16 protein-coding genes are annotated in these 20705 nt (G+C 68.2%); 4 read left to right on the forward strand and 12 right to left on the reverse strand.

Annotated features, from left to right (window positions below):
* The first annotated feature begins 45 nt into the window (after positions 1 to 45).
* Positions 46 to 363 (forward strand): PASTA domain-containing protein, encoded by a 318-nt coding sequence (locus M2283_RS25090; RefSeq protein WP_280878591.1) that lies wholly within the window; start codon positions 46 to 48, stop codon positions 361 to 363.
* Between the two features lie 35 nt (positions 364 to 398).
* Here M2283_RS25090 and M2283_RS25095 read toward each other — a convergent pair whose 3' ends face one another.
* Genes M2283_RS25095 through M2283_RS25110 form a run of 4 tightly spaced genes read right to left on the reverse strand, consistent with a single transcriptional unit; the run spans position 399 to position 5130 of the window.
* The gene (locus tag M2283_RS25095; protein WP_280878592.1) at positions 399 to 1094 is read right to left on the reverse strand and encodes a demethylmenaquinone methyltransferase; all 696 of its coding nucleotides are present in this window, start codon (positions 1092 to 1094) and stop codon (positions 399 to 401) included.
* Positions 1095 to 1149: 55 nt separating this feature from the next.
* A complete protein-coding gene (locus tag M2283_RS25100) occupies positions 1150 to 2238 on the reverse strand; it encodes an acyltransferase family protein (RefSeq protein WP_432423119.1) in 1089 nt (362 codons plus the stop codon).
* 58 nt (positions 2239 to 2296) lie between these two features.
* Positions 2297 to 4714 (reverse strand): bifunctional polysaccharide deacetylase/glycosyltransferase family 2 protein, encoded by a 2418-nt coding sequence (locus M2283_RS25105; RefSeq protein WP_280878593.1) that lies wholly within the window; start codon positions 4712 to 4714, stop codon positions 2297 to 2299.
* A gap of 17 nt (positions 4715 to 4731) precedes the next feature.
* Positions 4732 to 5130 (reverse strand): hypothetical protein, encoded by a 399-nt coding sequence (locus M2283_RS25110; protein WP_348538919.1) that lies wholly within the window; start codon positions 5128 to 5130, stop codon positions 4732 to 4734.
* A 335-nt stretch (positions 5131 to 5465) separates the two neighbouring features.
* Here M2283_RS25110 and M2283_RS25115 point away from each other — a divergent pair, with 335 nt between their 5' ends.
* Positions 5466 to 6482, forward strand: coding sequence for a chitinase (locus M2283_RS25115; RefSeq protein ID WP_280878595.1), 1017 nt, complete (start codon positions 5466 to 5468; stop codon positions 6480 to 6482).
* Positions 6483 to 6578: 96 nt separating this feature from the next.
* Here M2283_RS25115 and M2283_RS25120 read toward each other — a convergent pair whose 3' ends face one another.
* The 4 genes from M2283_RS25120 to M2283_RS25135 form a co-directional block, all read right to left on the reverse strand.
* The gene (locus M2283_RS25120; RefSeq protein WP_280878596.1) at positions 6579 to 6992 is read right to left on the reverse strand and encodes an imidazolonepropionase-like domain-containing protein; all 414 of its coding nucleotides are present in this window, start codon (positions 6990 to 6992) and stop codon (positions 6579 to 6581) included.
* Between the two features lie 7 nt (positions 6993 to 6999).
* On the reverse strand, positions 7000 to 8199 hold the full coding sequence (mqnC, locus tag M2283_RS25125) for a cyclic dehypoxanthinyl futalosine synthase (protein ID WP_280878597.1): 1200 nt from the start codon (positions 8197 to 8199) through the stop codon (positions 7000 to 7002).
* A gap of 91 nt (positions 8200 to 8290) precedes the next feature.
* Positions 8291 to 9037 (reverse strand): prepilin peptidase, encoded by a 747-nt coding sequence (locus M2283_RS25130; protein WP_280878598.1) that lies wholly within the window; start codon positions 9035 to 9037, stop codon positions 8291 to 8293.
* Positions 9038 to 9056: 19 nt separating this feature from the next.
* The gene (locus tag M2283_RS25135) at positions 9057 to 12053 is read right to left on the reverse strand and encodes a BTAD domain-containing putative transcriptional regulator (RefSeq protein WP_280878599.1); all 2997 of its coding nucleotides are present in this window, start codon (positions 12051 to 12053) and stop codon (positions 9057 to 9059) included.
* A gap of 309 nt (positions 12054 to 12362) precedes the next feature.
* On the opposite strand from M2283_RS25135, the gene M2283_RS25140 reads away from it, so the two are divergent.
* Complete coding sequence (locus M2283_RS25140; RefSeq protein ID WP_280878600.1) at positions 12363 to 13013, forward strand: hypothetical protein; 651 nt, start codon at positions 12363 to 12365, stop codon at positions 13011 to 13013.
* A 2-nt stretch (positions 13014 to 13015) separates the two neighbouring features.
* Entirely contained in the window at positions 13016 to 14089 is a 1074-nt protein-coding gene (locus M2283_RS25145; protein WP_432423124.1) for a hypothetical protein, read from the forward strand.
* A 225-nt stretch (positions 14090 to 14314) separates the two neighbouring features.
* Here M2283_RS25145 and M2283_RS25150 read toward each other — a convergent pair whose 3' ends face one another.
* From M2283_RS25150 to M2283_RS25165, 4 genes are all read right to left on the reverse strand, one after another.
* Positions 14315 to 15316, reverse strand: coding sequence for a hypothetical protein (locus M2283_RS25150; RefSeq protein ID WP_280878602.1), 1002 nt, complete (start codon positions 15314 to 15316; stop codon positions 14315 to 14317).
* Complete coding sequence (locus M2283_RS25155) at positions 15286 to 15555, reverse strand: hypothetical protein (protein WP_280878603.1); 270 nt, start codon at positions 15553 to 15555, stop codon at positions 15286 to 15288. Before M2283_RS25155 ends, M2283_RS25150 begins: the two co-directional genes overlap by 31 nt.
* Before the next feature lie 124 nt (positions 15556 to 15679).
* Positions 15680 to 16180, reverse strand: coding sequence for a hypothetical protein (locus tag M2283_RS25160; protein WP_280878604.1), 501 nt, complete (start codon positions 16178 to 16180; stop codon positions 15680 to 15682).
* Positions 16181 to 16185: 5 nt separating this feature from the next.
* Positions 16186 to 20688, reverse strand: a complete 4503-nt coding sequence (locus M2283_RS25165) for a DUF6531 domain-containing protein (protein ID WP_280878605.1) — start codon at positions 20686 to 20688, stop codon at positions 16186 to 16188.
* Positions 20689 to 20705 lie beyond the last annotated feature (17 nt).

Genomic DNA, 20705 nt, shown 5'->3' on the forward strand with positions numbered 1-20705 from the left:
CCGCTGGGGGTGACATCTGTGCGCTTAACACCCAAAACACCCGAAGTGCGAGTGCCACGGCTGGTCGGTCTGATGGCCATGGACGCGCGCAGGACGGCCGAGGACACCGGCCTCTTCCTGAACGCGCCGGACCGGCCCGACTTCCACCAGACCGTGGTCGAGTACGTCGTACGGCAGTACCCGCAGCCCAACGCCGAGGTGCCCCGGGACTCCGTGATCTACGTGTGGTTCGACTTCGGTGAGGGCGACGGCGGCGGCGGAGTGCGCGAGCCGCGCCTGCCCAGGCCTCCCGGCGGCGGACTGCAGCGCGAACTGAACGAGCCGGGCGGAAACGACCCGTACGCCTTCGTCAGCTCTGCCTGAAGCCCCGTTCGCGGCTCTGCCCGAAGCCCCGTTCCTCAGCTCTGTTTGAAGCCCCGGTGCAGGGCGACCACGCCGCCCGTGAGGTCGCGCCAGGCCACCTTCGACCAGCCGGCCTTCTGGAGGTGGCCGGCGAGCGCGGGCTGGTCGGGCCAGGCGCGGATGGACTCGGCGAGATAGACGTACGCGTCCGGGTTCGAGGACACCGCGCGGGCCACCGGCGGCAGCGCCCGCATCAGGTACTCGGTGTAGACGGTGCGGAAGGGCGCCCAGGTCGGGTGCGAGAACTCGCAGATCACGACCCGTCCGCCCGGCTTGGTCACCCGGTACATCTCGCGCAGGGCCGAGTCGTAGTCCTGCACGTTGCGCAGCCCGAAGGAGATCGTGACGGCGTCGAACACGTCGTCCCGGAACGGCAGCCTCGTCGCGTCGCCCGCGGTGAACGGCAGCCAGGAGTGGTTCTTCTTGCCGACCCGGAGCATGCCGAGCGAGAAGTCGCACGGGACGACGTACGCGCCCGTGCGGGCGAAGGGCAGCGACGAGGTCGCCGTACCGGCGGCCAGGTCGAGGATCTTCTGCGCGGGCCGCGCGTCGACCGCCCTCGCCACCTCCTTGCGCCACACCCGGTCCTGGCCGAGCGACAGCACGTCGTTGGTCAGGTCGTACCGTTCCGCCACGTCGTCGAACATCGAGGCGACTTCGTGCGGCTGCTTGTTCAGAGAGGCGCGGGTCACCCGGCCATTCTTGCAGCCCGGCCCCCGCCACCCGGCTCCGGCACCCGCCCGCGACTCAGGGAAGCAGCTTCGGTTTCTTCCTCCCGGCCACGTCCTCCACCCAGCCGCACGCCAGCACGAACACCGCGATCAGGATCCAGCCGATCCCGAACATGAACCACTGACTGTCCAGCGGCAGCCACTTCTCGAACGCGGGCACGTTCCAGAACTGGTCGATCAGCGGCACCGCCAGGATCAGCGCGATCTCGTGCCAGAGGTAGATCGTGACGGCACGCGCGTTGAAGATCGTGACCGTCCGGTCCAGCCGCCGGAAACGGGTCAGCCAGGCGAAGTCGATCCGGAAATACGCCTTGGCCCACATCAGCAGCAGCACGAAGCCGGCCGACCAGAAGGCCTGGGCGAGCGGGATCTCGTCGAGGTCGTACGTGCCGACCGCGTCCTGCTGCGAGAAGGCGTACCAGCCGCCGTAGCCGAGCGCGGTCAGCGAGAGCACGACCACCAGGGCGGGCTTCAGCCGCTCCAGCACGCCGTCGCGGTGCGCGAAGCCGAGCAACCAGCAGAAGAGGTACGTCGACAGGTCCCACAGGGCGCTGCCGAAGCGGTTGTCCGGCCCGGCCCACACGTGGTTCAGGACCAGGATCGGGGCGAGGGACAGCAGCAGCACGGGGATCGGGGCGAGCCGGAAGACCCGTAGGAGAAGGGGGGAGAGAAGCACGAACCACAGGTACGTCCGCAGGTACCAGAGGATCTCCCAGGCCTGCTGACCCCACGCGTTGCCCGGCGGGTCGCCGAGCGGCACGACCCAGTAGACGATCTCCCAGCCCGGCATCCAGTCGTGCACCAGCATCGCCAGGACGACGAAGACGCCCCAGAACCAGAACGGCGGCAGCAGCCTGCGCAGCCGACTCTTGATCACCTTCGCCGCGGGCCGCTCCAGCGACTTCCCCATGAGCGTGCCGGCCAGGCCGAACATGATGCCCATGGACGGGAAGACCAGCCCGCACCAGGCCCACCCGAAGGTGTGATAGGTGACGACACGGATGAGGGCGACCGCGCGCAGGGTGTCGAAGTAGCGGTCGCGCGCGGGGGGTTGAGCGAGCGGGAGCGGGGCGGTGCTCAGGGCGTCCGGTTCGGCCGCCGGCACAGTCGCATTCGCAGGCGCAGTCGTGTTCGCAAGCGCCCCTCGTCTGTGTGAACCCAACTCAGCTCACCCCCGCCGGAGTCCCGACCTCGCCGGTGCGCTTGAGTTTCTGCCAGCGCAGGCGGCCGCCGGTGAGGGCGGTGATGCAGGAGTGGATGAGGACGAGGTACATCATCTGGCGGTAGGCCAGCTGTTGCAGCGGCATCATCAGCAGGTACCGGTACTTCTCGCGGTCGAGCCGGAAGGCGTACGCCGCGCAGAAGAGCTGGATGCCGAGGACCGCGAGCCACGCGTAGAGCGCCGCCTGGAAGTCGACGAAGATCATCGAGTACGCGGTGAACACGTCGATCAGCGGGGCGAAGACCGGCGTGACGATCTGGAAGATCACCACGAGCGGCATGCCGACCCGGCCGAAGCGGCCCGAAGGACCCTTGTCCGTAAGGGACTTGCGGTGCTTCCACAGCGCCTGCATGGTCCCGTACGACCAGCGGTAGCGCTGCGACCACAGCTGCTTGAGCGAACCGGGCGCCTCCGTCCAAGCCCTGGCGTGCTCCTGGTAGACGACCCGCCAGCCCGCGCGGTGCATCGCGATGGTGATGTCGGTGTCCTCGGCGAGGGTGTCCTCGCTCATGCCGCCGACCTGGAGCACCGCGTCCCGGCGGAACGCGCCGATCGCGCCCGGGATGGTGGGCATGCAGCGCAGCAGGTCGTACATGCGGCGGTCGAGGTTGAAGCCCATCACGTACTCGATGTGCTGCCAGGCGCCGATGATCGTGTCGCGGTTGCCGACCTTCGCGTTGCCCGCGACCGCGCCGACCTCGGGATCGGCGAACGGCTGCACCAGTTGGTGCACGGCCTCCGGCTCGAAGACGGTGTCGCCGTCCATCATCACGACGATGTCGTAACTGGCGCTGCGCACCCCGTTGTTGAGGGCGGCCGGCTTGCCCGCGTTCTCCTGGCGGATGACCCGGACGTTCGTCATGCCCAGTTCCCTGGCCGCGTCGCGGGCGATCTCGGAGGTGTTGTCGGTCGAGCCGTCGTCGACGACGATGACCTCGATCGGATGGATGCTCTTCGCCAGCGACTTGAGGGTGTTGGCGATGCACTCCTTCTCGTTGTACGCCGGGACGATCACGCTCACCGGCCTGGTGACCGTCGGCCCCCAGCTGAACCGGCGTTTGTTGCGGTGTCTGTAGTGGCGCCGGGCGAGGATCAGCATCATCCCGAAGCGGCCCATGACGGCCACGCCCACGATGATCAGCCCGACGGAGAGCGCGGGTACGGTCCACTCGGCGACGGCGACGGCCATGACGAGCGCCTTGCCCTCGTAGAGGGTCGCGCCGGTGGCGGTGCGGTGGGCGGCCTGGAGCCGGGCCCGCGCCAGGGCGGCGGCGTTCCCGTTGCCGTTCCCCTGCGCGCCCTGGGTGCCCTGGGTGCCTTGTGTGCCCGAACCGGCGTTCCCCTCCGCGCCGTTCGGCCCGCCCGCGGCCTGCTCGCCGCCCGCCGCCTGCGCTCCGCTCGCAGGCTGCGATCCGCTCGCGCCGGGAGCCGTCCTCGTCGTCGAACCGGCCGCCGCCGCCCGGCGGTTGCTCGTGTTGTCCTTCTCGACGACACCGCTGATGGTGGTGAAGGTGTAGCCCTTCGCCTTCATCTTCTTGATGTACGTCGGCAGCGCCTTGATCGTCTGCTCGCGGTCACCGCCCGCGTCGTGCATGAGGACCGCCGCGCCCTTGGTGCCCTTGGGCGTGGCCCAGCTGACGATCTTCGAGACGCCCGGCTTCTTCCAGTCGTCGCTGTCGGTGTCGACGAAGACGCTGGTGTAGCCGTCGGCGCCGAGCTTCTTGTAGACGGGCCAGCTGTAGTTGTCGATGGCGTCCGTCTCCGAGGAGTACGGCGCCCGGAAGAGCGTGGTCGTGATGCCGGCCGCGCCCGCCAGCGCGAGCTGCGTCTGCTCCATCTCCCGCTTGATGCGGGCATCGCTCTGGTACGACAGGTCGACGTGGGTGAAGGTGTGGATCCCCACCTCGTTGCCCTGCTGGACCATGTCCTCCACGATGCTCGGATAGCGCGAGACCATCGAGCCGACCAGGAAGAACGTGGCCGTGATGTCGTTCTCCTCAAGGATCTTGAGGACCTGGGGCGTGTACGTGGGGTTCGGGCCGTCGTCGAAGGTGAGCGCGATCGTCTTCTTCGGTACGGAGACCGTCGTGGCCTGACCGCCCCGGAAGGTGACGATCGGCCCGCCGTTGAGGATCTTGTCGGGGACCTTGCTGGAACTGGCCCCGTCGCGCACCCGCTGGTCGCCGCCGACCTCGGCGCGCAGATAGCCGTCGAGCAGCATGATGCTGGTCAGCGCGAGAAGGAGCAGCAGGGCGAGGATGACTCGCGGTTTCTGCAACGCCGCGGCCTTGCCCGCCGCCCGCTCGATGCGGGAGGGGGCACGCCGACGGCCGCGTGAGGACGTCGTCGTCGTGGTCATGTGGGTGTGCGTTCCGCTCAGTTGGCGTTCGCGGCGACGGACGCGGACGAGGAGGGGGACGTGGCGGGGGACGGGGACGAGGACGGGATGCCCGAGGGCGGTGCGGAGGGGGCGTCGCTGGGGCGGCCGCCCACCTGGTCGCCGATGCCGCCTTGTTGGCGGTAGCCGCCGGGGGCGTTGCCGTTGCCGGCCGGTCCCGCCTGGCCGTTGCCGAAGGGCAGGAGCGAGGACGGGTTGATCGACGTGCCGATGCCCATGAAGGCCAGGACGAGCACGGCCGCGTACCCGACACACAGGACGCTGACGAAGAGACCGATCCGGCGCAGCAGCTTCGAGCGGCGTCCGGAGTTGTCAACGAACACGGGTCCCTCGGCGGACTCGTTGCCGCGTTTGCGGCGGCGACCGCGTGCGGTCACGCGGTTTTCGATGGCAGGCTCGGAATGCATTCCCCGGACATTAGAGAGTCTTTATGTGTCCGGTACCAGTTTTCTTGTGAGGCGCATATGAGAGACCTCTTAACCTGTCTCTTGCCTATGAGATTCCATGAACGCCTGCATGGCTCCACCCGAGGGAGTAGGGGCCCAATGCCCCATTTATTCCGCCCGATTGACCCGATTCACGCCGCATCTCCCATGTGTTTCCTGTGTGTTGACCGTCTTCATGAACAGCGGCCTCTTGTGAGACGTTCTCTATTTGAATGGGACTTTGTTTCACGCCTGAGACAGAAATCACGAGAGCGGGTGCATGTTCAATGCGGGGTTTCCTGAAGCCGGCGGCCGGGGTCACATGTCTGTTTGCCCTGGCCACGACGGGATGCTCCACCGCGGCGTCGGATCCCCCGAAACAGGCCACGGCCACCAGTCCGACCCCCTCGCAGGCGGCGACGTCCAGTACCTCGTACGCCCCCTACGTCAGCGCGACGGACGCGTCCGACAACGACTCGGCCGGCTCACCGACGACGTACAACCTGGCCTTCGTGATCGCCTCCGGCAGCACGTGCACGCCGAAGTGGAACGGAACGGAGGCCGTCGGCGATTCGGCTGTGAAGTCCCGGATCTCGCAACTCAAGACGGACGACGCGACCGTCCGGGTCTCCTTCGGCGGGGCCTCCGGGAAGGAACTGGCGTCGACCTGCGACAGCGCGTCTTCGCTGGCCGCTGCGTACGGGAAGGCGCTGGACGCGGCCGGGTCTTCTCAGGCCGACTTCGACATCGAGGGCGATGAGTTGACCGACTCCGACGGGGTTGCGCTGCGGTCGGAGGCGATCGCGTTGCTGCAGAAGGAACGGAGCGATCTCCAGGTCACGTTCACGCTGCCGGTGATGCCGAACGGGCTGGACGCCGACGGGGTCGCGCTGCTGGAGTCCGCGAACAAGTACGACGTTCAGGTCTCCACGGTCAATCTCATGACCATGAACTATGGCGAGTCGTACGACGAGGACATGGGGGACTACGCCGTCACCTCGGCGAAGGCCGCGCAAACGCAGTTGAAGAAGGTGTTCGGGCTGTCTGACGCGGATGCGTGGCGGGGGATGGCGCTGACTTCGATGATCGGGGTCAATGACGTGGACGGGGAGACGCTTACCCTCTCGGATGCCGCGCAAGTACGGACGTTCTCCGAGGAGAAGGACATCGCGTGGGTGTCCATGTGGTCGACGTTTCGGGATCAGCAGTGTGACGACGGGGACTCTGCGTCTGACGATGCGGCTACCGATTGCAGTGGGGTTGATCAGAGTGCGGGGGCGTTCGGGGAAGCGTTCGCGGGCTGAGTGGGTGGGTGCGGGTTGTGTGTGGCTGGTCGCGCCCACGCGGCGGAGCCGCACATCGATACAGCCCCGCGCCCCCAAGCAAGAAGCAGGGCGTTGTCAGCGGCGCCTGTGGACCAGTCGGCCTGCGCACACTGTCGCGATGCAGGCGCCCGTCTCGTCCAGTACTGCCAAGTCGGCACGGGCGTCCACCGCGATGGCCGTCGGACGGGTCGCCGGAAGAACCAGCACGTCGTTTCGGGTCGCCGCCGCTCGGAGTTCGACGGAATCGACGTACCGTTCCAAGACGGCCGTCGCCCCCAACTTCAGTACCCCGTGGATCCGTTCGCGCGGGCTCGGGGCGTCCGGAAGCGGGCCCTCGTGGATGCGGGCCGGGCCCAGGACGCCCGGCCAACTCCGCACCCGTGCACCGGGAAACCGCTCCTGGACCTCCGCCAGTGTCCCCACACCCGCGATCCGGCTGCCCTCGACCGCGACCGCGCCGCCTTCGTCCGCCGTGTGAATCGTCAGCACGGGAACGTCAGTTGGAGGCGAGGAGCTTCAACTCGGGGTGAGCCGTGCCGCCCGCGATCGCCGTGGACGAGATGTGGGACATGACCCGCTCGTCGACCGGGTCGTTCGCCGGGTCGACGTGGACGACGAGGTGTTCGTACGTCGTGGCCCGCTGGGCCGGCACGCGGCCGGCCTTGCGGATCAGGTCGATGATCTCCATGCGGTTGGAGCGGTGCTTGGCGCCGGCGGAGGAGACGACGTTCTCCTCCAGCATGATCGAGCCGAGGTCGTCCGCGCCGTAGTGCAGGGAGAGTTGGCCGACCTCCTTGCCCGTGGTCAGCCAGGAGCCCTGGATGTGGGCGATGTTGTCCATGAAGAGGCGTGCGATGGCGATCATGCGCAGGTACTCGAAGAGCGTGGCGTGGGTGCGGCCCTTCAGGTGGTTGTTCTCGGGCTGGTAGGTGTACGGGATGAAGGCGCGGAAGCCGCCCGTCCGGTCCTGTACGTCACGGATCATCCGCAGGTGCTCGATGCGCTCGGCGTTGGTCTCGCCGGTGCCCATGAGCATGGTCGACGTGGACTCGACGCCCAGGTTGTGCGCCGCCTCCATGATCTCCAGCCAGCGCTCGCCGGACTCCTTGAGGGGCGCGATCGCCTTGCGGGGGCGCGCGGGGAGCAGCTCGGCGCCGGCGCCCGCGAAGGAGTCGAGACCGGCCGCGTGGATCCGGGTGATGGCCTCCTCCACGCTCACCTTGGAGATCCGGGCCATGTGCTCGACCTCGGACGCGCCGAGGGAGTGGATGACCAGCTGGGGGTACGCGCCCTTGATCGCGGCGAAGTGCTCCTCGTAGTACTCGACGCCGTAGTCCGGGTGGTGGCCGCCCTGGAACATGATCTGCGTGCCGCCGAGCTCGACGGTCTCCGCGCACCGGCGCAGGATGTCGTCCATGTCCCGCGTCCAGCCCTTGGCCGTGTCCTTGGGAGCGGCGTAGAAGGCGCAGAACTTGCACGCCGTGACGCACACGTTCGTGTAGTTGATGTTGCGCTCGATGATGTACGTCGCGATGTGCTCGGTTCCCGCGTACCGGCGCTTGCGTACGGCGTCGGCGGCGGCGCCGAGCGCGTGCAGCGGGGCGTCGCGGTAGAGGTCGAGGGCCTCTTCCGGGGTGATCCGCCCGCCGGCGGCGGCACGGTCAAGCACGGACTGGAGGTCGGCCTTCTCGGTCACCGTGGCGTCCCTTTCGTCAAGGGTTGTGGGCAGTTCCATCCGCGGTACACGGACCAAGCCAGCCTACGCCAGCCCTCCGACAAGCCCGACGTCAGGCGGCGTACGCCCCGATCAGCAGCCCCACGAACGCCCCCGCGATCAGAAACGGCCCGAACGCGATCGCCGTCTTGCGCCCCGCCCGCCGCCCGACGACCAGCGCACCGCCGTACAACCCGCCGAACAGGAACGCGGCGAACGTGCCCAGCATCACCGTCGCCCACCCGTACCACCCGAGCACCGCCCCCAGCCCGAGCGCCAGCTTCACATCGCCGAAGCCCATGCCACCGGGGTTGATCAGGAACAACACGAAGAAACCACCACCGAGCGCGAGGGCGCCGTACAGCGCCGTCCACCAGTCCCCGGCATGCTCCGGTACGAACGCCACGATCCCCAGCAGGGCGAGCGCGGCGCCCGCGAGGGGCAGGGTCAGCGGATCGGGCAGCCGTTGCACCCGGAAGTCGACGATCGTCAGCAGCACCCCGACCGGCGCGAGCAGCAGCCACGCCCCGAGCTCGGGCCGGGTACCGGTGGCGGCGGCGAGGGCGGCGCAGACGAGGGCGGTGGCCAGGGCGGTGGTAGGGGTACGGGCGCCGTAGGCCGCTTCCTCAGGGGCGCACCGCCCGCACCGCGCGCGCCCGATCCACCCGCCGATCGCGTGCCCGTGCGGGCACGTGTCCCGCCAGGCCTCGCCCATCGGCGCGGCGAAACGGTAGGCGGCTCGCGGCAGCAGCGCTCCCGTCGCCGCGCCCCACAGTGCGGCGACGGCGATCAGCACCCCCGTACTCAATCCGTCACTCATTCGCTGCTCGACCCGGCGTTCATCCCACGGCGGCGACGCCGTTGCGCCACGTCGGCAGGAGTTCGTCGAGGAGGGCCTCGGTGCGCGGCGGGAGGCCGCGGGCGCCGCTGCGGTTGATGAGGTCGGCGGCGACGGACTGGAGGCGGGCGGTGTCGCCGGTCGCGTGGGTGGCGCGGAGCAGTTCGTTCCAGAGACGCTCGTCGCCGGGGGCGGAGTTGAGGGCGGCGTTGAGGGCCTCGATGGCCTTCTCGGCGCGGTTCTTCTCCAGGTGGAACGCGGAGAGGGCGAGCCCGATGTCCGCGACGAGCAGCGGGAGTTGGGCGTCGATGATCTCGTGGGTGAGCCAGCGGTAGCGGCCCTCGGGCCGGTCGGCGAGCAGCGGCCCGCGCACCAGCACGAGCGCGTCCGTCAGCAGGCGCCCGCGCACGGCCCGGCTGTCGACGCCCTTGCCCTGCGTGGCCTCGTGGTAGAGCGAGCGCAGTACGTCGAGGTCGGAGACGACGGACTTGGCGAGCACGAGCCGCCCGGTGGAGTCGGCGGTCAGCCGCGGGGTGCCGTCGGGGTCGGCGCCGAGCCAGGCGCGCAGCCGGTCGAGGAGCGAGTCCCGTACGTCCTCGGTGACGCCCCGCGGCCACAGAGCGGAGGACAGCACGCGCGGGTGCACGCCCTCGCGGTGCAGGAGCAGCAGCGCGAGCGCCTCGTGCAGCAGTGCGCTCCGCTCGCCGTCCGGGGTGTCGAGACCGATGATCTCGTACGGGCCGACGAGCCGCGCGTACACCGCCGGCCGTCCCTGCTCGCTGATGTCGACGAGGAACGGCGGTGTGGTCGTGGGCCCTTGGGGATCGCGCTCGGGGTCGGCCTCGACGAACAGGTCGACGACGGCGCGCTGTTGGGCCGACGGCAGCATCTGGGCGTCGAGTTCGAGCCCGAGGAGGGGCGCGAGGAGCTTGCCCTCGCCGGTGATCTCCATCTCCCAGGCGGCGCCGGGCAGTTCGCCGGTCTCGGTGCCGACGAGGTATCCGATGCCCAAGTGACCGGCGCCCGAGGCGAGTTCGGCCAGCTTGACGGCGTCCTCGGCGGACGGCGTGGCGGCGAGGAGGACGAGGTGCGGGGCCCAACGGGTGTGCTGGGCGGGCCCGGTGCGTCCGGTCAGTACGGAGTGGTGCCCGGCCGCGCCGAGCGCCCCGCGCCGCTGCCGGGTCTCCGCCTCCATCGTCTCGATCAGATCGTCGATGCCGTCGAGGTGGCGCAGCCGGTTCGGCGCGAGCGGGGTGAGGTCCTCGCCGAACCCGACGAGGGTGATGGTCATCCGGTCCGACCACCCGTTCGTCGCCAACTCGGCGGCCACGGAGGCGAATACGGCGGCCCGGTCGGCCTCCCGCCCGCTCAGCGAGACGATGCCCGGCACGGACTCCAGGTTCAGCAGCAGCCGCGAGTCGTCCATCGTGCCGAGGCTGACGAGCCCGGGGTAGGGCGCGGCCGTGTCGACGTCCTCGTACCGCTCGCCGTCCGTACGGGACAGCATCCAGAACGTCTGGTCCTGCCCGAGCTGCCAGGGAGCCGGCGGCTTGCCCGCGGGCTGGGCGAGTTGCAGATGCAGATCACCATTGGTGAGCCAGGCGGCGTAGACGGTCGGCAACGCCCGTGACTCGGCCGCGAGTTGCGCGGACAGCCCCCGCAGCGACCGGTCGAGCAGTCGTACGCCCTCGGGGTCGGCGCCGACGAGAAGGGCGTCCTGCGCGTCGGCGGCGTCACCGGTCGGCGTGGGCGGCTCCATCCCGCGCCGCCCACCGACGGCCCCGAACGCCGACTGCCACAGGGACTGCCTGCGCCGGCGCCCGAGGGCGAGGAGAAGACCGGCGGCGAGGAGGGGAGCACCGAGGAGAGCCTCGGGCAGCCCGAAGGAGTCACTGCTGCTACTGCCCTGGGTGGAACCGGCGTGCTGCTGTCCGCCACCAGCGTCGCCGGCGGGCCGCTGCGAGGGCACGGAGACGTGCGCGGCACCCTCACCGCCACTCCCCTGAGCCTGCTCACCCCCGCTCCCCTGGGCATGATCGCCGCTCTTCGCGTAGTCATGGATCTGCTGCTGAACCTGCTGCGACGCGTTGGACGCATGGGCCCCGTCGGGCGCCGCCGCGTCGGGCATCTCGACGAGCTCGCCGCCGTGGGCGTCGCCGGGCATCTCCATGATCCAGCCGGGCCGAATGAGACTGGCCTCGGACAACTTCGACCCGTCGGGCTGCACCCGGTCCTTGTTGAGCTGGTAGATCTCCTTGTACCGGCGGCCGTCGCCGAGGTGGCGCTGGGCGATCTCCCAGAGGGAGTCGTGGTGGCGCCCCTCGGGCGGCTGGATCCGGTAGTACTTCGTGTCCGCGTGCTTGGCGGTGCCGTCGGCGTCGGCCTGCGCGGCCGCGTGGGAGGCCTGTTCGGCGAGCGCGGCGGCGGTACCGGCCGCCTGCTCCTGCTGCTGCGCGAAGAGCCCCGGGGTCTGCTGCGCCGCGGCGACCGACGGCTTCTGGTTCCCCTCGATGCTGTGCCCGAGCTGCGAGAGCCCCGGCGTGAGGCTGGCCGCGGTGGCCCCGACGAGCAGCAACGCGGCGACGAGCTGCCGGGCGAGCAACTGACTGGCCCCGGCCCCGGGCACCCGCCCCGGCACCCCGACGCCGGACATCGCGGCCTTGACTTCCACGAGCACGCACGCAGTGAACTGCGCCCAGGCGAGCCAGACGATCACCGTAAGGATGTGCAGAAAGGTCGTGACGGTGATCTCGTTCTGCAACCAGTCCAGGCTCGGCGCCCCGTTCGGCAACGGCCACCCGATGAACATCGCGAGCGCCCCCGGCACCCCGACGACCAGCACGAGCAGCGCCACGAACGCGAAGAACGCCTTGACGAAGTCCCCGAAACTGCGCCGCCGGATCCGGACAGGCTGCGGCGTCCGATTCCTGGGTGCCGACGAGTTGCCGGTCGAGTTGCCCGTCGAGCTTGATGAGCTTGAGGTGCGGCGTCGCGGCATGGCGGGTGTCCTGGGTCGTGTCGAGGTGTGTGGGTCGTACGTGGCTGTGGTGCGTGGCTGTGGTGCGGAGGCGGGGTTCGGGGTGGGTACTGAGCCTACAGAGATCCTATTGACTCTTATTTGCATCGTCGAAGGTCTGATACGGAGGTGAGACCCGCCCCTGCCCGATACCGCACCGCCCGCCCCAAAAGCCCGACTCACCCCCCACGTTCCCCACACAATCCCCCCACCGGCCCCCAAGGCCCCCTTACCCACCCCTGATAGCTTCGTTCTCTGTTGCACACACGCCAACCTCGGGGGAGATCAAACGTGGCCCGCCGCGCTCTGACCACGACCGCCGCCGCCGTCACCATCGCAGCGAGCCTGTTGCTCAGTGCGTGTGGTGGCGGGGATGACTCGTCTTCGGGGGACATCAAGGGGGCGGATACGGGGTCGAGCAGTCCGTCGGCTTCGGCGGCAGCCGACGGCAACGCGCCCGACGTGAGTGTTCCCTCGGACGTGAAGCTGGTCTTCGACTTCACCGAGCCGTCCGATGCGAAGCAGGCGGCAGCGCTCACCAACACCCAGAACTACCTGCGCGCGCTGAACCACGGCATCGTCAAGCAGGACCCGGAAGACCCGGCGTACCAGTACTACTCGGGCGGTCAGGCCGCGACGTACGCGAAGCAGCAGATCCAGGCCTGGGTCAAGGGTGGCTGGACTCCCTCCGGAACCGACAGGTTCTACGACCAGGACGTCAAGACGCTGAACGACGGCAAGCGGGTCCTCGTCCGTTTCTGCGAGAACCAGGCCAAGTTCTACAGCAAGGAAATCAAGTCCGGGAAAGTCCTCTACACGGACGCCAATCTGGACAGTTACCTGAAGTACAGCGTGTTGATGCTCCCGCCGTCCGGCTCCTCCAAGGTCTGGAAGGCATCCGTCATTGAGGTGACGGGCAAGGCCAAGGAGTGCCAGGCATGAGGATGTCGACCACTCCCGCACGACTTCTGATTCCGGTCGCCGCCGTCGCCCTGGCGCTGTGCGGCGGGGGCGTCTCGAACGCCAACACCCAGCCTGGCAAGACGACCAAGCCCTCCGCCCCCACCGACGGTGGAGCCGACGGCAAGAACATCTACGCCTCCGCCAGCTACTCCCGCATCAAGGTCCGCCAAGTCAGCGGCCCCACCGGAGGCAAGCGCGGTCGGCTCTCCTCCGTCGACGTCAACTGGAAGCCGCCCGCCTGCTGGTACGAGCCCGTCTTCACCGGCGAGGAGCTGAAAGCGTTCGTGGACGAGTCGGACGGAGTGGGCGACGTCGGCATCCACGAGACGTGGGTCGGCAAGGGGCTGTGGACCGACCACTACCAGGACGGCAAGCCCGAGACGAACTTCGACGACACCTGGTCGACGGCCCCGGGGTACAAGGACTACAACGTCGGCAAGGACGGCTACTTCTGGCGCAGCGTCGCGCCAGACGTCGAGGACCCCGACTCCTGGGACTGCGGCAAGATCATGTTCTGGCAGGACCCCGGCCAGGTCCCGAAGGTCCCGAACGCCCCCACGCCGAAGATGCTGGCCGACTACGCCTACAACCAGATCCAGGTCCCCAGTACCGAGATCGAGGTGAAGCCCGCCGCCAAGTCCACGGTGAACCTGCCGACTTGGGTCTGGCTGGACAAGGCCACCTTCCAGGAGATCAAGGTCCGCGCCGAACTCCCCCGCACGAACCTCTGGGCGGAAACGACCGCCAAGCCGGTCGCCCTCCACCTCGACCCCGGCACGGACGACGCCACGACGTACCCCGCCTCGGGCAACTGCAAGTTCAACGACGACGGTTCGATCGGCACCCCGTACACCAAGGGCAGCGCCGACAAGACCCCGCCGTGCGGCATCACCTACCTCCACGCCACGGACGGCAAGCCGTATCACCTGAAGGCCAGCATCACCTGGCAGATCACCTGGGAAGGAACCGACGGCGCCACCGGCGACCTCCCCGACGGCACCTTCGAGACGACCCAGGACATGAACGTCCAAGAGATCCAGGCGATCAACCGCTAGGCCGGCGAAGACCACTCGTACGAGCCTCGGCGTCGTCATGCTTGACGCCGAGCAGGACCACCATCCCCGAAACCCTCCACGCGGTGTGGTCAACAAAGTCCGCACCTGCGCTCGCCCATCCACCCCGACTCGGCGAGAACCGCTTCCACGGCCGGCCGGTGAACTCGTCAAGCCCGACCAACCGATCCGATTCCCCGGTTACGTCAACCATTGACCCCGTCCGCCCTAAGCCTCGACCAGCCGCCCCAACTCGTGCGCGTATTTCCGCAGACTCTCCTTGGCGCCCGGCCGCGCCGGCGCGTCAGGGCGCAAGAGGTCCGGCAGGAATTTGACGCGCCACATTCGGAAGGTGTCCGCCATCGCTCGGTCGCCGTCGGCACCCACCAGCGACCCCGCCATACGCACGGCGGAGATGATGAGTTGTGGTGCCGTCGCCAGGCCGGGGCCTCTTACGGTGGCGGTCGCCACCAGGGCGTGCAGGAGAGTGGCCGACTGGAGGTCGCTGCCCATGTCCAGCATGCGGCGCAGGACGGCGGGGTCATCGGTGTCGGGCGGGTAGGCCTCGATGCAGCCCGAATACATCATCAGGTACTCGGCCGTCACCTCACGGCCGTCGTTCCACCCGCCCTGTCCCTCGAAAATGGACATGGTCTCGGCGGAGAAGTCACCGATGTCCCGGACCACCTGGAGAAGTCGATCCACCTTGTCCCGGCGAGCCGCCACGAATTCGGTGAGTGAGGCGTCCCGCAGGGGCCGCGCCCCCGCATCCCTGACCGCCCCCAACTCCAGGATCGCCCACAGCGGAGCGAACACGTCGTAGCCGAGCCCCGTTTCCGACACCGGAGCGTACTGCTCTGCCATCCCAATGAACCTCGAATCGAATACCTCCGGCGAGCCCTTCGGCGGTGCCGGTCGTACTGACAACGCGGTGACGTCGAGGCCCTGGTCATCGTCCTCGTCACCGGTCGGCAGCCGGCCGGTCTCGTCGGGGTAGTAGTACAGGCCATAGGCCCAGTACTCCGGAAACTCGTGGCACATGAGGTCGGGATACGACGAGATCTCCGCGTGCCGGTACCGCTCGTTGACCCTCGCCACCGCTTCGGCCCTGGAGATGCCGAACCTCGCGACCATCTCCTCCACGATGTCCCTGAAGTAGGCGAGCATGCCCTCGTCGAGACGCATGAGGAATTCGCCGGTCATGAACTCGCCGACCCGGTCACTCGGCAACGGGAGGATTCCCCCACCACCACGACGAGTTGCACCTGCACCTCGGTGTCATCGTGTTTGACGCCGACGAGGACGGTCCTCGTCGTCGACCGTCTCAAGTCGCCCTCCGACAGCACCGGACGCAACTGGGACACACCACGCGGGAGTTCGGCACAGGCGGCGTCGTAAAGGCTGTCGATGTACGTATCCGGGTCGGGCCACTCGTCCTCGACCTCGCGGTACCAGACCGTGAACTCCACCCGCGCGGACGGCCCGTCACCCTGAGTCCACGCACTGGCGTCATCCCGGCTCCCGGACCGGTGAGTTCGTCAAGGATGGGCAGCTGATCCAATTCGGCGCTTACGTCGATCACCCCGCCACCTCCTATTCACCTGCGAGCGGAGTCTCCCGAAACGACTCGGCGAAGTCGTCCACGACCGCCTTTGAGAACTGGTCGACCGAGGGATCGGCAGGTGTGACAAGGCTGACGGCGTAGTACTGGGACATCAGCAACGCCGTCCCTTCGACGGTGTCCGCCGCCTCCGGCGAGCCGACCCGCACCCCGGAGACCTTCGTGGCCTGCAACGGCTCCGCGTGGAGTCGGTAGAAGACGGCGTACGGCCCTTGGTTTGAGGCATCGAGTGCGTAGCCGTTCTCCTCCCAGAATTCCTCCATATCCGAACCCGACGAGAAGGTGACGATGCTCGCGTAGTCGTCGGCGTCCGCTTCGGGAAGTTGCCAGTCCGCCGCTGCCGCGGGGTGAACCGGCTCCCCGTACACGAAGAGCCCGGGCCATCGCTGGTGCGCGCGCCGGACGAAGCGACTCATGGCCTGTGGGAAGGACCCGTCCACGATGTAGTCGGTCGAGTGTCCGGTCAGTTCCATGGAACTCAGCCTTTCCAGCCCGAGGTCGGGCCGTGATACCTGATCGCGTCACGCGGGATGGCCACATCGCTGTTGGAGAACCAGATATGTTCACGACCGCCCCTCAGCCGTCCCGAGAACAACTTCTTCTCGGCCTCGAACTCGATCATGTACTCGCTCTTCTCCTTCGTGAGACCGAGGTAGGACTTGAACCCGCCAGGCTTCTTCGCCACGTCGGCGGGGCTCATGGGGCTGACATAAACCGCCGCCGCGTTCTTGCCCTTTGTGCTCCTCGGGACCTTGAGGGTGATGCCGTCCTTACCGCCGCTGCCCATGATTTTGTTGTATCCCGTCTTGTCCGTGTAGTGCCGGATGACGGCCTTGCAAGAGGGCGCGAGCCCCAGCGGGTCGAGCCAGACGAGCGGGTTGACCACGTAGTTGTGGTGGTGCGGGGCGGGTTCGAGACCCAGTGGGTCTGGGCTGTGATAGCGCGCCGTGCCAGGGTCGTAGTAGCGGTGGAGGTTGTAGTGAAGCCCCGTCTCGGCGTCGAAGTACTGACCCGGGAACCGCAGAGGGCAGTTCGCGAGACCCTGCGCCGGCGTACGCAGCGGCAGCCCCCAGAGGGTGTGGTGGGACCGCCAGACCGTGTCCCCCGAGTCGTCGACGAGTTCGGTGGGGGTGCCGACGAGATCGGTGACGATGGCATAGAACTGCGCGTCGACCCACGCCTCGTCATCGGGATTCCCTCCGGAACCGGTGCGCTGGACCAGAGGACGGTCTCCGCCCGGCTCCCAGTCCCAGGTGGTGACGCTCTTCTCGCCGCTCCCGATCGTGCTCGACCGGCTCTCCTCGGCCAGCCGAGTGCCGTCCCAGACGAAATCCGTACGCTCGACCACGGTTTCGTCGTCCGCGGCGAGAAGCTCCTTGGCGATGCGCCTGCCCAACGGGTCGTAGCGGTAACGCCAGCGACTTCCGTCCGGGGTGGTGACGCTCCTCAGACGGTCCTCGGCGTCCCATGTGAACAGCCAGGTCCGCGATCCGCCCGACAGGAGTACCCGCGTGTGACGCACCACCCTGCCCTGGGCGTCGTGCTCGTACCTGGACCGCCCGGCCGTCTGCACCAGCGTCCCGCTGTACGTCATCCGCCCCTGGACACCGCTCGGCTGGTCCTCGGTCGCGGACGACAGCTCGGAACGGACGAGGTTCCCCACCGTGTCGTACGCGTACTTCTCCTGCCGGTCGCCGGAGGTGACGGACGTGACCCGGCCGGTCGCGTCCAGTTCGTACGCAGCCGGCCCCGTGACGGAGTCCACGACGGAGTTGGGCAGGCCGTCCGAGCGGTAGGAGTACGACCGGCCACGGGAGCCGAACGCCGTTTCGGGAGCACGTACGGTCTGGGACACCAGGCGATGCCCGGCGGCGCTCCACTCCTGCTCCAGCGATGCACCCGACGGAAGGGAGCGCAGGATCTCGTGCCCGGCGACGTCGTACCCGAACGCCACGGTCCTGCCGGAGCCGCGTAGTTCGACCGGCTGGTGCGCCGCGTCGTATCGCCACTCGCTGACCACCTCACCGGGAGTCCGTCGTCGCACGCGTCGGCCGAGGATGTCGTACGTGTTGGTCAGCACCCGACCGTTGCAGGTCTCCGTCAGGACGCGGCCGTGGGCGTCGTACGTGAAGAGCAGCTCGGCATCCTGGTTGCCCGCGCGGACGAGGCCGCCGCCTTGGGCGTACTCGAATTGCGTGACCCGGCCCTCCGAGTCTCGCTGCTCGATGACCCGGTCAAGAAGGTCATGGTGGTAACGGACCGTCTGGCCTGCGCCGTTGGTCCGCTCCGTGATCCGGTTGGCGGCATCGTAGCGATAGGTGACGGTCCTGCCGTTGAAGTCCTTCTCGCGCACGACATTGCCCAAGGGGTCGTACTCGTAGGCCCAGTTGTGTCCCTGCGCGTCGCGAACACGGATGGGACGCAACTCCGTGTCGTGGGTGAACTCGATCCGCGCACCGTCCGGGTCGACCCTGGCGGCGGTCCGGTCGAAGGGGGCAGGTTCGAATCGGGTGACGCGACCACGGACATCGGTGTGGGTGAGGAGGTTGCCCTCGGCGTCGTGCACCCAGGTCTCACGGAGACCGTCGGGATAGCTCCGGCGGGCGGGACGCCCCTCGATCGTCCAGCCGACCACCGTCGTTCCACCGTCGGGCTCGACGACCTGACGGACACGGCCGAACGCGTCGTAGGCGAATCGGGTGACGGCTCCGACGGGGGTGACAACGGTGGTGGGCAGACCGGCTTCGTTGCTGCGCACCCGGCTCTCGTGGCCGAGCCCGTCGGTGACCGATGCGACGGCACCGCGCTCGTCATACGTGTAGACGGTGGTGGCCCCGACAGGATCCGTGATCCCGACTACGTTCCCGCGGTCGTCGTGGTCGTACCGCCAGTACGCACCGTCCTCTTCCGTGGCCGAAATGAGTTGGCCGTGAGCGTCGTACGCGTAGCGGGCGGAGCCGGCGTCGGGATGGACGACCCGGACGGTGTTGCCCGACGCGTCGTACTCGTAGGCGGTGGTTCGGCCGAGGGGATCGGTGAGCGAGAGGAGGTTGTCGTAGCGGTCCCAGGCCCGGCTCGTGATGTGTCCGAGCGGATCCGTCTCGGCCACGAGTTGGTAGGCGTCGTTGAAGTGGTAAGTGGTCCTGTGTCCCAGGGAGTTCGTCGCCACAGAGGTGTGGCTCTCCAGGTCGTAGGAGTAGGCGTAGTCGAGGATTCCGTCGGTGCCCTCGGTGCGGAGGCAGCGACCTTCGGAGTCGTACGTGTAGCGGTACCACGTCCGGTTGCGGTCCTCCCACCCGGTGATGCGACGTTGCTCGTCATAGGAGAACTTCAGCGGAAGCCCGGAGGAGTTGTAGATCTCCGTGAGGTTGCCGTGGGCGTCGTATCCATAGCGCACGACGACCGGCTGCTCGGGATCGCTGAGCAGGGTGAACGCTGTGATGCGTCCTTGGTCGACGCTCACCCCTACGCGGTAACCGCCCGTGTGCGCCACCTCTTGCGGGGCCCCGTCCGCCCCGTAGGCCACGGTGATCGCATTGCCGTTGCGGTCGGTGACGGCAGCCAGGGGCAGTTCGGCGAGCGTCTTGCCGGGCAACGGGCGGAAACGGAGACTCAGATCGGAGTCCGGCTGCCGCACGATCATGGTGCCGGACTCGGCCGCGTCCCATTCCAACGGCCAGCGTGGACCCTCGACCGGCAGCACGGCGATGTCCGGTTCCGGCACCGGGTAGATGAGGATCATCCCGTCCGCCGTGGTGAACCGGACGCCGTCCGGGTCGAGGATGAGTCGCTGGTCCAAGGTGGATGCCCAACTGGGACCGAACCACCGGCCGGACCGTAGACCGGAGCGGTGATGACGCTCCAACTCCAGCGAAAGGATGCCGTCCAAGAGGATGTCGGTCTCCGACATGACCATCTGTCCCGTGGCCATGTCGATCGGGTCGCCGCAGGTGATGAGCTTCTTCATCGGGCGGCCGAGCGAGCGGGTGGCCTTGCCGAGGCCCTTCGCACCGAGCGCCATACCTTTGAGTCCGCCCTTGCCGAGGACCTTCATGCCCTTGGCGAGCTTGCCGAGCGAGGTCAGGCCCTTCATGCCGGGTATGCAGTCCAAGGCGGCAAAGCCCACGTCCCACAGAGACGCTTGGCCCTTCGAGTATTTATAGAGCGTGTCCGCCAGCACGACGAGCGCGGCGATCAGCACGATCGCACCCAGAATCGGCCCACCGATAATCATCGCGACGATGCCGAGCACCGCCACGACGACCTTGCAGACCGTGACGATGGTGTCCCAGTTGTCCTCGAACCAGTCGCCTACGTCCTCCCACCACGACCGGTTCTGAATACCGGCATCGGACGCCTCATCGATCTTCCGCTTGGCGTCTCGCGCAGCCTCATCCCGCATCTGGCGCGCATCCGCCGCCATCTTCTTCGCCGCAGCCAGAGCATCCTGAGCGTCGGAGACATCCGACTGAGCCTTGGTATGAGCCGACTTGGCGTTCTGCACATCACGCGTCGCGGCACGGACCTTCGCCTCATCCGGCTTGTCCGCATCCGACTTACTGCCCGTCGGGTCGTCCTTGTACTTGTCCGACTCCTTCGACGCCCGCGTCACCCACGAGTCGGCGGAGGACAGCCGGGACTGGGCGGAGGACAGGTTGTTACGAGCCTCCCGCGCCTTCACCAACGCCTTGTCCGCCAGCGCCTGCGCCCGCTCCAACTTCGGCCAGAAATCGGTCAGAGCGTTCCCGCACAACTCGTACGACTTCTTCAGCTTCTTCAGATTCTTCGGCACACCCGAGAACTGATCCCGGAACACCTCCGCCGACTTCCCCGCCCACTGCAACGTCGCGTCATCCTCGGCCATCCCCTTGACGAGACGCAGGGCATCGGAGACGTCGTCCGCAAAGTCGTGCAACTCCTTGGCCAGCGAGCGCACACGATCGGGATCGCCAGGGGTCGGGTCCTTGTCCAGATCCAGCACATGCCAGTCCGCCGGCC

Origin of the sequence: Streptomyces pseudovenezuelae, assembly GCF_029892565.1 — a bacterium.
Classification (GTDB): domain Bacteria; phylum Actinomycetota; class Actinomycetes; order Streptomycetales; family Streptomycetaceae; genus Streptomyces; species Streptomyces pseudovenezuelae_A.